We start from the raw sequence: 12,899 nt of genomic DNA, 5'->3' as shown, positions 1-12,899 counted from the left end.
CGCGACCCTCTCGTCGGTGGCCGCGGCGTCCGGGACGTGCGCGGGTCGGCTCAGGCCGTCCGGGCCCGCAGAGCGGCGGCCGCCTGAGGCAGGACGGTCGCGAGGTCGCCGACGACCGCGAAGTCGCAGATCTCGAAGATCGGGCACTCCGGGTCGGAGTTCACAGCGACGATGACCTCGGACGCCTGCATGCCGCCGCGGTGGTGGGGCGCGCCCGAGATACCGGCGCCGATGTAGAGGTGCGGGGTGATCGTCACGCCGGTCTGGCCGACCTGCGCGTCGTGGTCGATCCAGCCTTCGTCGACGGCGTCGCGGGTCGCGCCGATCGCGGCGCCGAGCGCGTCGGCGAGGTCCTCAACGGGCCCGAAGTCGCCGAGCGTCCCACGCCCGCCCGCGACGACGACGCTCGCCTCGGCGAGCGGCGGGCGCGCCGAGCCCGAGGTCTCGTGGAGCGTGCGCGACACGAGGCGGACGCCGCCCGCGGCGGCCTCCGCGGCTGCGGCGTCGAGCGCCACGGCACGGACGACCGGGTCGGCGGGTGCGTCGGCCGGCACGGGCCGCACCGCGTTGGGTCGCACCGTGAGGAGCGCGAGTTCGGTCGTCACGACCGAGTCGACGTCCCACGAACCCGCGAACACGCGCTTCCACCCGGCGACGAGGCCGTCGTGCTCGCCGACGCGCGCGGCGTCGATGAGGAGGCCCGCCCCGGTGAGGTGGGCGAGGCGCGCGAGCACCTCCTTGTTGGCGAACGTCGCGCGGGCGAGGAGCACGCGCGCGTCCGTGAGGACGGGTGCGAGCGCGGCCGCGGCCACGCCCGTGAGGTGCGGCTCGCCGTCGACGTCGAGGTGGACGACGTCAGCGACGCCGTACGTGCCGAGCGCCGCGAGCGCGTCGGCCGACGGCGCCTCGAACGCGACGGCACGCACCGGACCGAGCGTCCGCGCGACGGTGAGGAGCTCGAGGTCAGGTCCGCGCAGCGCGCCGGTGACGTCGTCGAGCAGGACGACGGAGATGTGACGGGTCATGGGGGTCTCCTCTCAGACCAGGCCGCGGCGGACGAGGAACTCGACGAGGGCCTCGCCGCCCGCGCCGGCATCGACGTGGATCTCGACGGGCGCGCGCTCGGGGCGCGGCTCGGCCGACAGGACGCGGGTGCGGGCTCCGGCCTCGCCGACCTCGGCCGCGTCGACGCCGAGGTCCGCGAGGGTCCACGTCGTCACGGGCTTGGTGCGCGCCGCCATGATGAGCTTGAAGTTCGGGAAGCGGGGCCGGTTGATGTGGTCGTTGACGGAGACGACCGCGGGCAGCGGCGCCTCGAGGACCTCGGTCGCGCCGTCGACGACACGCTCGACGCGCGCCGTGGCCCCGTCGAGCTCGAGCTTGCCGGCGTTCGTGAGCTGCGGCAGGCCGAGCTCGGCGGCGAGGAGCGCGGGCACGACCGAGCCGAGTCCGTCGAGCGCCGCCATGCCCGCGAGGACGAGGTCGATCGGGCCGTCGGCCGCGACCTTGCGCACCGCAGCGGCGAGCGCCTTCGCGGTGCCCGCGTAGTCGGAGCCCGCGAGCGCCTCGTCGTTGACGTGGATCGCGGTCGTCGCACCCAGCTGGAAGGCGCGCCGCAGCGCGTCGACCGCCTCGGCGGGACCGACGGTGATGACGACGATCTCGGACTCTGCACGCTCGGCCTCGTCGAGCCCCTCGAGGATCCGCACCGCTTCCTCGACGGGGTGCTCGTCGAGCTCGTTGAGCGAGCCGTCCTCCGCGCCGCGCACCGTGCGGCCGTCCGCGAACGCGCGGGCGGAGTGGATGTTAGGGACGTGCTTGACGACCACGACGATTCTGCGGGCCATGACGCTGCGAGCCTCCTGGAGGGGCCGGGACCGGACCCGTCGAGGCTATCGCCCCACGGCGCGGTCGCGTGCGTGGCGTGGCGGACGTCCCGCCATCCGGTCCCGGCGCGACGGTAGGATCGATGGTCGGCCCCGGCGCGCACCGCGGGACCCTACGCTCGAGGAGACCACCACCATGACGACGACCGCCGCACGCACCGCGACCGACGAGCGGACGCCCCCGCTCGGCGCGCGCGTCGTCCCCGGCGGCACCTCGTTCGCGGTGTTCGCCTCGCACGCCGACCTCGTCGAGCTGTGCCTCCTCGAGCGCGACCCCGCGACGGCCTCGGGCTGGGCCGAGGAACGCCTGCCGATGACGCGGGGTGCGCGCGGGGTGTGGCACACGACGGTGCCCGGCGTGGGCGACGGCCAGCGGTACGGGTTCCGGGCCCACGGTCGCTGGGACCCGCGCGTCGGCCTGCGGTACAACCCCGCCAAGATCCTCGTCGACCCGTACGCGCGAGGCCTCGACGGCGCGCTCGTCCACGGGCCGGCGGTCTACGGCCACGCCTGGGACACGCGCGGCGAGGACGGCCTGCCGCTGCCGTCGGACCTCGACTCGCTCGGGCACGTCCCGCTCTCGGTCGTCGTCGACCCCACCTACCGCCCCGTGCACGAGCGGCCGCACGTCCCGTGGTCGCGGACCGTCGTCTACGAAGCCCACGTCCAGGGCCTCACGGCTCACCTGCCCGGCGTTCCCGACGCGCTGCGCGGCACGTATGCGGGAGTCGCGCACCCCGCGACGATCGCGCACCTGCGCTCGCTCGGCGTGACGACGCTCGAGCTCCTGCCGATCCACGCGAAGGTGTCCGAGCCGCACCTCCTCTCGCAGGGCCGGGTGAACTACTGGGGCTACAACACGCTCGGGTTCTTCGCGCCCGAGCCGTCGTATGCGACCGCCGCGGCACGTGCGCAGGGCCCGACGGCCGTGCTCGACGAGGTCAAGGGCATGGTCGCGCTCCTGCACGAGGCCGGGCTCGAGGTCATGCTCGATGTCGTCCACAACCACACCGCGGAGGGCGGCACGGACGGCATGCAGCTGTCGTGGCGCGGCCTCGACGCGACCGTCCACTACATGCACGACGGCGGCACGCCTGCCCGGTTCGCCGACACGACGGGCTGCGGCAACACGCTCGACCACCGGCGAACGAGGCCCATCCAGGCGGCTCTCGACTCGGTGCGCTACTGGACCCAGGAGATCGGTGTCGACGGCTTCCGCTTCGACCTCGCCGTGACGCTCGGACGCCACCACGACGGCTTCACGAACGTCCACCCGTTCCTCGTCGCGCTGGCGACCGACCCGACGCTCGCCGACGTCAAACTCGTCGCGGAACCCTGGGATGTCGGTCCGGGCGGCTGGCAGACCGGCAGCTTCAAGGAGCCGTTCGGCGAGTGGAACGACCGCTACCGCTCCGCGGTGCGGCAGTTCTGGCTCGCCGACGCGCGCGAGCTCTCGCACGGCCGCACGGGTCACGGGCTGCGGGACCTCGCGACGCGGCTGTCCGGCTCGGCCGACCTCTTCGGTCACTCCGACCCGCCGCTCGAGCGCGGCCCGGTCGCCTCGATCAACTTCGTCACGGCGCACGACGGCTTCACCATGGCCGACCTCACACGCTACGACCACAAGCACAACGAGGCCAACGGGGAGGACAACCGCGACGGGACGGACGACAATCGGTCGTGGAACCACGGGATCGAGGGCCCCGACGTCGACGACGGCGACGGGATCGCGGCGCTGCGTCGACGCTCGCACCGCAACCTTCTCGGCACGCTCCTCCTCTCGGCGGGCACGCCCATGCTCACTGCGGGCGATGAGGTGGGGCACAGCCAGCAGGGCAACAACAACGCATACTGCCAGGACAACGAGCTCACGCGGCCGCGGTTCGACGCGACGGGCCCCGAGGCCGACCTCCTCGCGACGACGCGCTACCTCCTCGCGCGCCGCGCCGAGCTCGCGGCGCTGCGTCCCGCGCGCTTCTACCGCGGCCGTCCGTACGAGTCGCGTCCGGACGACGGGCTCGACCTCGCGTGGTATACGGAGGCGGGCACACCGATGTCGCCGGCCGAGTGGAACGACACGTCGCGTCGTGTGCTGCAGATGGTGCGCCGGACGGCGGACGTCGCCGACCCGGCGGTTCTCATCGTCCTCAACGGGTCCCTCGACGTCGTCGACGCCGCGCTCCCCGAGTCCCATGTCGGCTGGGAGCTCGTGTGGGACTCCTCGTGGGAGCACCCGGACCAGCACCTCGAGCCGTTCGACGACCCAGACACCGAGCTCGAGCCGCTGAGCATGCGGCTCTACGTCGAGGGCGCCCGCTGACCGCAGGTTCGCTGGTCACGGTCCCCCGACGCCCATTGCCGGGACCCGCCGGGAGCGTGGCGACGCGCGAGAGACCCGTCCCACGGGCTAGGTTCGACCTGTGAGCAGGAACAAGCGCCCCCGCCCCGTCAGTGCCGCCGCGAACCCGGGCCACGCCGTGCGCATCAGCGCACCAGTCGCCCCGGCCCCGCGCGTCGCGCAGCCCGTCCCGGTCCTGCCGACACCGATCGGCCGCATCCCCGTCGTCGACGTCTCCCCGACCGTCGAGCAGGGCCGCTGGCCCGCGAAGGCCGCCGTCGGCGAGGCCGTGCCGGTCCGCGCGACAGTCTTCCGCGAAGGGCACGACGCGGTCGCCGCGACCGCCGTGCTCGTCGCGCCCGACGGCACAGTCCGCGCGAGCGCCCGCATGGTCGACATCGCGCCGGGGCTCGACCGCCTCGAGGCCCGCGTCGCGCCTGACGCACCGGGCGAGTGGACGTTCCGCGTCGAGGGGTGGTCGGACCCGTACGGGACGTGGACGCACGACGCGGCCGTGAAGATCGCTGCGGGCGTCGACGTTGAGCTCATGCTCGCCGAGGGTGTGCGGCTCATGGACCGTGTCCTCGCCGAGCTCGCGCTCGACGCCGCGGACCGCTCGACGCTCGAGCGCGTCCGGACGACGCTCGCCGACACCCGGTCGACCCCGCAGGACCGTCTCTCGGCGGCGCTCGCGGACGACGTCCGCGACATCCTCGTCCTGCGGTCGCCCCTGCGTGACCACGTCTCGCCGTCCGCGGACTACCCGCTCGTCGTGAGCCGCGAGCTTGCGCTCGCGGGTGCGTGGTACGAGATGTTCCCGCGCTCGGAGGGCGCGGTCTACGACGCCGCAACGCGCTCGTGGCGCTCGGGCACACTGCGGACCGCGGCCGAGCGCCTGCCGGGCATCGCCGCGATGGGCTTCGACATCGTCTACCTCACCCCGATCCACCCGATCGGCACGACGTTCCGCAAGGGGCGCAACAACTCGCTCGAGGCGCTCCCGGGCGACCCTGGCTCGCCGTACGCGATCGGCTCGCCCGACGGCGGTCACGACGCGATCCATCCCGAGCTCGGGACCTTCGACGACTTCGACGCGTTCGTCGCGCGTGCTCGCAGCCTCGGCATGGAGGTCGCGCTCGACCTCGCGCTGCAGTGCTCGCCGGACCACCCGTGGGTGACGGAGCACCCCGAGTGGTTCACGACGCGAGTCGACGGCACGATCGCGTACGCGGAGAACCCGCCGAAGAAGTACCAGGACATCTACCCGCTGAACTTCGACCTCGACCCCGCGGGCATCGAGGCGGAGATCGAGCGCGTCGTGCGCCTGTGGATCGATCACGGGGTGACGGCGTTCCGCGTCGACAACCCGCACACGAAGCCGCTCGACTTCTGGGAGCGGCTGCTCACGAGCATCCGGGCGACGCATCCCGAGGTGATCTTCCTCGCAGAGGCGTTCACGCGTCCCGCGATGATGCTCACGCTCGCGCGCATCGGGTTCCAGCAGTCGTACACGTACTTCACGTGGCGCAACACGCGTGAGGAGATCACGTCGTACCTCGCGGAGGTGTCGGACGAGGTCGGCTCGGTCATGCGGCCGAGCTTCTGGCCGACGACGCACGACATCCTCACGCCGACGATGCAGCACGGGGGCGAGGAGATCTTCGCGATCCGCGCGGTGCTCGCCGCGACGGGATCGCCGACGTGGGGCATCTATTCGGGCTACGAGTTTGCCGAGCGTGTCGCGCGACCTGGCGCCGAGGAGCAGATCGACAACGAGAAGTACGAGTTCAAGCCGCGCGACTGGTCTGCTCCCGAGGCTGCGCGTCTCACGGGTCTGCTCACGCGGCTCAACGAGATCCGCCGCGCGCACCCGTCGCTGCGCCAGCTGAGGAACCTTACGGTGCACGGCACGACGAACGACCAGGTCGTCGCGTTCTCCTCGCACCTCGGCGGTGAGTTCACGGCGGATGGCCGCCCCGACACCGTCATCACGGTCGTCTCCCTCGACCCGTGGGGTCCGCAGGAGTCGATGGTCGACCTCGACCTCGTGGCCCTCGGCCTCGAGCCCGCGGACGACGACGAGCCGCGCTTCAACGCGCACGACCTGCTCACAGGCGAGACGTACGCGTGGGGCCGTCGAGCGTTCGTGCGGCTCGAGCCGGGCCGCCCCGCGCACATCATCGAGGTGACGACGCCATGACGACGATTCCCCGGATGCCTGAGCCAGCACCCGTGACCGGCCAGCTCGCTGCTGCGGCGCTGCCGCCGCAGCGTCGCCCCACGGTCCCGGCCGTGCCTCGTGCGCTGTCCGACGACCCCGAGTGGTACCGGACCGCGGTCTTCTACGAGGTGCTCGTGCGGGCGTTCTCCGACTCGACAGCGTCAGGATCGGGCGACCTGCGCGGCCTCGTCGACCGGCTCGACTACCTGCAGTGGCTCGGCGTCGACTGCCTGTGGCTGCCGCCGTTCTACCCGTCGCCGCTGCGTGACGGTGGCTACGACGTCGCGGACTACACGGCGATCGCCGAGCAGTACGGGACGCTCGAGGACTTCACGGAGCTCATCGAGGCTGCGCACGCGCGCGGCATGCGCGTCATCATCGACCTCGTCATGAACCACACGAGCGACGCTCACCCGTGGTTCCAGGCGTCGCGGCAGGACCCGGACGGCCCGTACGGCGACTTCTACGTGTGGGGCGACGACCCGACACGGTACGGCGACGCCCGCATCATCTTCGTCGACACGGAGACGTCGAACTGGACGTTCGACGCGGTGCGCCGCCAGTACTTCTGGCACCGGTTCTTCTCCCACCAGCCGGACCTCAACTTCGAGAACCCCGCCGTCCAGGAAGCGATGCTCGACGTCGCACGATTCTGGTGCCGTGTGGGCGTCGACGGCTTCCGGCTCGACGCCGTGCCGTACCTCTTCGAGGAGGAAGGCACAAACTGCGAGAACCTGCCGCGCACCCACGAGTTCCTCGCGCGCGTTCGGGCGATGGTCGACGCGGAGTTCCCGGGCACGATCATGCTCGCGGAGGCGAACCAGTGGCCGGGCGAGGTCGTCGAGTACTTCGGCACCGAGGAAGCCCCCGAGTGCCACATGTGCTTCCACTTCCCCGTCATGCCGCGCATCTACTACGCGCTGCGAGACCAGAAGGCGACGAAGATCCTCGAGATCCTCGCGGACACCCCGGAGATCCCGGCGGGCGCGCAGTGGTCGACGTTCCTGCGCAACCATGACGAGCTCACGCTCGAGATGGTGTCGACCGAGGAGCGTGCCGCGATGTACGGCTGGTACGCGCCCGACCCGCGCATGCGTGCGAACGTCGGCATCCGCCGGCGGCTCGCGCCGCTGCTCGGAGGCTCCCGCAAGGAGATCGAGCTCGCGCACGCCCTCCTCCTGTCGCTCCCGGGCAGCCCCTGCCTCTACTACGGCGACGAGATCGCCATGGGCGACAACATCTGGCTCGAGGACCGCGACGGCGTGCGCACCCCCATGCAGTGGACGCCGGACCGCAATGCGGGCTTCTCGACGGCGGATCCCGGCAAGCTCTACCTGCCGGTCGTGCGCTCGCTCGGACACACCTACGAGGGCACGAACGTCGAGGCGCAGCTCGCGATGCCGGGCTCGCTCCTCCACTGGGTGCACGGCATGCTCACGGTCCGGCGGCGGCACCCGGCGTTCGGGCTCGGCACGTTCACGCCGGTGCCGGCGGACGACGAGTCCGTGCTCGCTTTCCTCCGGACGACAGCCGACGAGACGCTGCTGTGCCTCGCGAACCTCGGTGCTACGGCACGTGCCGCGACCCTCATGCTTCCCGGGCATGCGGGTGCGACGCTCACGGACCTCTTCGGCGGCGCCGTGCTCGGCACGGTCGCGGCCGACGGCTCGGTGCGGTGGACCTTCGGGGCGCGCGACTTCCACTGGGTGTCGCTCACGCCGGCGACGTCGACGACGGCCAGCTGAGGGGTGCGGATGAGCCGTCGACGCATTGATCTCACCGACCAGCTCGGACCGTTCGTCCCGGCGCCTGCGCCCGACGACGCCCAGCTGGCACTGCTGCGCGCGTGGATGCCGGCGCGACGCTGGTTCCCCGTAAAGTCGGGGACGACGACGATCACGCCGTGGCGGTCCTTCGGGCTCGCCGACGGCTCGGACGCGATCGTCCACCTCCTGCGCGTCGAGGGTCCCGAGGCGACCGTCACGGTCCAGGTTCCGGTCGTGCGGCGGCCGTCGGTCACGCACGCCGTCGGGCAGGAGGTACCACCGTCGTGGATCGGCACGCTGGGCGACGGCACGGACCTGCTCGACGCGTGCGACGACCCGACGTTCTGGCGGGCGTGGCTGACGCTCGCCCAGTGGGGCGAGGCAGACGCCCCGCCCGCGAGCCTCGACCTCGCGGGCGCGCGCATGCTCACGGTCGAGCAGTCGAACACGTCGATCCTCCTGCCCGCGGTTGCGGGCGGCGCGATCCTCAAGCTGTTCCGGACGGTCGCGCCGGGCGCGAACCCGGACGTCGACGTGCCGCGGGCGCTCGTGCAGGTCGGCTGGGACGGCGTGCCCGCCCCGCTCGCGTGGCTCGAGCTTGCGGGCGAGGACGAGGGCGACGTGCCGGCCGGTGCCGAGCCGATCGACCTCGGGGTGCTCACGGAGCTCGTCCCTGACGCGTCGGACGGGTTCCAGCTCGCGTGCGCGTACGCGACGGGCGGCCTCTCGTTCGCCGAGGACGCGGCCGAGCTCGGCCGCACCGTCGCGGGCATGCACGTCGCGCTGCGGCAGGCGCTGCCCGCTGCCGGCCAGACCGTCGGGCTCGCATGGCTGCGCTCGGAGCTGCGCCGACGGGCGCGTGCCGCCGCCGCGAGCGCGAGCGTGATCGCGGGGCGTCTCCCCGCGATCGAGCGGCTCTACGGCCTGCTCGAGGCTCCGGGCGAGGCGAGCCTGCTCGAGCTCCAGCACATCCACGGCGACCTACACCTCGGCCAGGTCCTCCGCGCGGGCGACGGCACGTGGCGCGTCCTCGACTTCGAGGGCGAGCCCATGCGGCCGCTCGAGGAGCGACAGCGCCCCGACCTCCCGGTCCGGGACGTCGCCGGGATGCTGAGGTCCTTCGACTACGCGGCGGCCGTCGGCGAGGCGACGTCGCCCACGTGGGCGACCGACGCGCGTGACGCGTTCCTCGCGGGCTACACGGAGGCGTACCCCACGCCCGACGACGCGTTCACGCAGACCCTGCGCGACGCGCTCGAGCTCGACAAGGCGCTCTACGAGGTCGTCTACGAGGCCGGGAACCGGCCCGACTGGCTGGGGATCCCGCTCGGCGCGGTCGACCGGCTGCTCGCGCACGGCAAGCCACCTGCGCCCGACGGGGACGAGCCCGTGCCCGGGTGACCTGCACCGGAGCCGACGCGCCGGTCGTCGGTCCCCCTGTCTCCTGCCCGTGCCGTGGAAAGGTAGTGCAATGATCCCGTCCTCACCCTCGCCGCTCCCCGTCGACGCCGCGCAGCTCGCCGCGATCGCCGCAGGTCGTCACCATGCCCCGCACTCGGTGCTCGGGCCGCACGTGCACAACGGCACGGTGACGGTCCGGGTCCTGCGTCCGCTCGCCGACGAGGTCGTCGTCGTCACAGCTGACGGCGAGCACCCGGCGGAGCACGAGCAGGACGGGGTATGGCGCGTCGTCCTGCCCGTCGACGAGGTGCCCGACTACCGGCTCCGCGTGCGTTACGGCGACGAGGTCACGCGCTCCGACGACCCGTACCGCTTCCTGCCGACGCTCGGCGAGCTCGACCTCCACCTCGTGCAGGAGGGCCGCCACGAGACGCTGTGGACGGTGCTCGGCGCGAACCTCCGCACGTTCCCGAGCGTGCTCGGCGAGGTCCACGGCACGGCGTTCGCGGTGTGGGCGCCCAACGCGCGCGCGGTGCGCGTCGTCGGCGACCACAACCACTGGCAGGGTGCGGCGCACGCGATGCGCTCGCTCGGCGGCTCGGGCGTGTGGGAGCTCTTCGTCCCGGGGGTCGGTGCCGGCACGCGCTACAAGTTCGAGATCCTCGCGCAGGACGGCTCGTGGCGGCAGAAGGCCGATCCGATGGCAAAGTCCGCGGAGGTGCCGCCCGCGACGGCGTCCGTCGTCGTCGCCTCCGAGCACGTGTGGCAGGACGACGCGTGGATGGCGCGCCGTGCGCAGTCGGACCCGCACACGGGGCCGATGAGCGTCTACGAGGTGCACGTCGGGTCGTGGCGTCCAGGACTCGGCTACCGCCAGCTCGCCGAGCAGCTCACGGCGTACGTCGTCGAGCAGGGTTTCACGCACGTCGAGCTCATGCCGATCGCCGAGCACCCGTACGGGCCGTCGTGGGGCTACCAGGTGACGGGGTACTACGCGCCGTCCTCACGCTTCGGTCACCCTGACGACCTGCGGTTCCTCATCGACTCGCTGCACGCGGCGGGCGTCGGCGTCATCCTCGACTGGGTGCCCGCGCACTTCCCCAAGGACGAGTGGGCGCTCGCGCGCTTCGACGGCACCCCGCTGTACGAGGACCCGGACCCGCTCCGTGGCGAGCACCCAGACTGGGGCACGTACGTCTTCAACTTCGGACGTGCCGAGGTCCGTAACTTCCTTGTCGCGAACGCGACATACTGGCTCGAGGAGTTCCACGTCGACGGTCTGCGCGTCGACGCCGTCGCGTCGATGCTCTACCTCGACTACTCGCGCAAGCCCGGTCAGTGGCGTCCCAACGTGCAGGGCGGCCGTGAGCACCTCGAGGCGATCACGTTCCTCCAGGAGGCCAACGCGACGGCCTACCGGCGCAACCCGGGCATCGTCATGATCGCCGAGGAGTCGACGTCGTGGCCCGGAGTCACGGCGCCGACGAGCGCGGGCGGCCTCGGCTTCGGGCTCAAGTGGAACATGGGGTGGATGAACGACACCCTCCGCTACCTCGCGACGGACCCAATCCACCGGCGATACCACCACCACGAGGTGACGTTCTCGATGGTGTATGCGTACTCCGAGCAGTTCATGCTGCCGCTCAGCCACGACGAGGTCGTCCACGGCAAGGGGTCGCTCCTGCGCAAGATGCCGGGCGGCGAGTGGCAGCAGTTCGCGGGGCTGCGCGGGCTGCTCGCCTACCAGTGGGCGCATCCGGGCAAGCAGCTGCTCTTCATGGGCTGCGAGATCGGACAGGGCACCGAGTGGGACGACGGCTCGGGTGTCGAGTGGTACCTGCTCGACCATGCGCCGCACCGGGGCGTCCAGAGCCTCGTGCGCGACCTCAACTCGGTGTATCGCGCCGAGGGGGCGCTGTGGGAGCGGGACTTCGACCCTGCGGCCTTCACGTGGCTCGACTCCGACGCTGCCGACGCGAACATCATCGCGTTCCTCCGGCGCGGCACGGACGGCCAGGATGTCGCGGTCGTCGTGAACTTCGCCGACACCGTGCACGAGGGCTGGCGTCTGCCGCTTCCGACGGCTGGCACGTGGACGGAGATCCTCAACACCGACGCGTCGGCGTACGGCGGCTCGGGCGTCGGCAACCTCGGCGGCGTCACCGCGGAGGACCAGCCGTGGAAGGGCCAGCGGTTCTCCGTGCCACTGCGTGTCCCGCCGCTCGGCGCGATCTACCTGCGGCACGAGGGCTGACACCCACGCGCGACGACGGCGGCCACCCCGGTCCGGGGTGGCCGCCGTCGTCGTGAGCGTCAGTACAGCGCGTTGGCGAGGGCGCGGCGCGCCGGTCCGACGCGCGGGTCCTCGGGTCCGAGGATCTCGAAGTACTCGACGAGGCGCGTGCGCACCGTCTCCTTGCCGTCGGCGTCGAGCGACGGCAGGAGTTCGACGAGACGACCGAGCGCATCGTCGACCTTGCCGCCTGCGAGGTCGAGATCGGCGACGTCGAGCTGGGCCTGGAGGTCCGCGGGACGCTCCGCTGCGGCCGCCCGGACCGCGCCGAGATCCATCGTCGCGGTCCGCGCGAGGAGCCGGACGTTCGCAAGCCCTGCCGACGCGGCCGCGTCGCGGGGGTCCTCGCGCAGCGCCTGCGTGTAGGCCGCGATCGCGCCCTCGAGGTCCCCTGCGTCGATCGCGTCGTACGCCTTCTGGTGGAGCGGCGGCAGCGGCTCCGGCTCGGGCTCCGCGGCGACGTCGTCGTCCGCGGCCCCGCCCTCGGCGTCGAGGCGCCCGGTGACGCCGTTGGCCTCGGCAGCCTGAAGGACCTGGTCGAGCACGCCCCCGACCTGCGCGTCGTCGAGGATGCCCTGGAACAGCGGGACGGGCTGGCCCGAGATGAGGGCGACGACCGACGGCACGCCCTGCACCTGGAACGCGGCAGCGATCTGCGGGTGCGCCTCGACGTCCGCGCGCGCGAGGAGCATGCGTCCCTCGTAGCGGTCGACGACCGCACCGAGCGCGGTGCCGAAGCGCGCGACGGCGTCGTCCGTCGGCAGCCACATGAGGACGACGACGGGCACGCGCGCGGAGAGTTCGACGACGTCGCCGAACGTCTCGGTCGTCACGTCGACGACGTTGCCCCCGGCCGCCGGTGCGCCCCCGGGCTCGCCCGGGGGCGGCGCGGTCGGTCGGCCGAGCGAGGAGAGGTCGACGGCTCCGCGGACGTCGAGACGGGGGTCGGGCTGGGGCTGGCTCATGACACCTTCCTGCGTGCGGGGACGACGCG

At 72.5% G+C, this 12,899-nt stretch carries 8 protein-coding genes; 5 read left to right on the top strand and 3 right to left on the bottom strand.

The genetic code is table 11. The features are described from left to right. Nucleotides 1-50 precede the first annotated feature (50 nt). Together IGS67_RS03255 and IGS67_RS03250 are read right to left on the bottom strand one after the other, a co-directional pair. Nucleotides 51-1,025 (bottom strand): electron transfer flavoprotein subunit alpha/FixB family protein, encoded by a 975-nt coding sequence (locus IGS67_RS03255; protein ID WP_192277735.1) that lies wholly within the window; start codon nucleotides 1,023-1,025, stop codon nucleotides 51-53. 12 nt (nucleotides 1,026-1,037) lie between these two features. Then, nucleotides 1,038-1,847, bottom strand: coding sequence for an electron transfer flavoprotein subunit beta/FixA family protein (locus tag IGS67_RS03250; RefSeq protein WP_192277733.1), 810 nt, complete (start codon nucleotides 1,845-1,847; stop codon nucleotides 1,038-1,040). 175 nt (nucleotides 1,848-2,022) lie between these two features. Between IGS67_RS03250 and glgX the strand changes: the two genes are divergently transcribed. From glgX to glgB, 5 genes are all read left to right on the top strand, one after another. Continuing rightward, nucleotides 2,023-4,206: a glycogen debranching protein GlgX gene (glgX, locus tag IGS67_RS03245; RefSeq protein WP_192277731.1), complete on the top strand. Its 2,184-nt coding sequence runs from the start codon at nucleotides 2,023-2,025 to the stop codon at nucleotides 4,204-4,206. A gap of 163 nt (nucleotides 4,207-4,369) precedes the next feature. Next, nucleotides 4,370-6,424, top strand: coding sequence for an alpha-1,4-glucan--maltose-1-phosphate maltosyltransferase (locus tag IGS67_RS03240; protein ID WP_192277902.1), 2,055 nt, complete (start codon nucleotides 4,370-4,372; stop codon nucleotides 6,422-6,424). After that, nucleotides 6,421-8,190, top strand: a complete 1,770-nt coding sequence (treS, locus tag IGS67_RS03235) for a maltose alpha-D-glucosyltransferase (RefSeq protein WP_192277729.1) — start codon at nucleotides 6,421-6,423, stop codon at nucleotides 8,188-8,190. Before IGS67_RS03240 ends, treS begins: the two co-directional genes overlap by 4 nt. A 9-nt stretch (nucleotides 8,191-8,199) precedes the next feature. Next, nucleotides 8,200-9,612 (top strand): maltokinase N-terminal cap-like domain-containing protein, encoded by a 1,413-nt coding sequence (locus IGS67_RS03230; RefSeq protein WP_192277727.1) that lies wholly within the window; start codon nucleotides 8,200-8,202, stop codon nucleotides 9,610-9,612. Nucleotides 9,613-9,682: 70 nt separating this feature from the next. Further along, nucleotides 9,683-11,866 (top strand): 1,4-alpha-glucan branching protein GlgB, encoded by a 2,184-nt coding sequence (gene glgB, locus IGS67_RS03225; RefSeq protein ID WP_192277724.1) that lies wholly within the window; start codon nucleotides 9,683-9,685, stop codon nucleotides 11,864-11,866. Nucleotides 11,867-11,925: 59 nt separating this feature from the next. On the opposite strand, the gene IGS67_RS03220 is transcribed toward glgB, so the two are convergent. After that, nucleotides 11,926-12,870 carry a tetratricopeptide repeat protein gene (locus tag IGS67_RS03220; protein ID WP_192277721.1) on the bottom strand — a complete coding sequence of 315 codons (945 nt, stop codon included), beginning with the start codon at nucleotides 12,868-12,870 and terminating at the stop codon, nucleotides 11,926-11,928. Between the last annotated feature and the right edge of the window lie 29 nt (nucleotides 12,871-12,899).

Source organism: Flavimobilis rhizosphaerae, assembly GCF_014852685.1.
Taxonomy (GTDB): Bacteria; Actinomycetota; Actinomycetes; order Actinomycetales; family Cellulomonadaceae; genus Flavimobilis; species Flavimobilis rhizosphaerae.
The sequence above is the reverse complement of the archived record's forward strand: the minus strand, read 5'-3'. Positions and strand labels throughout refer to the sequence as shown.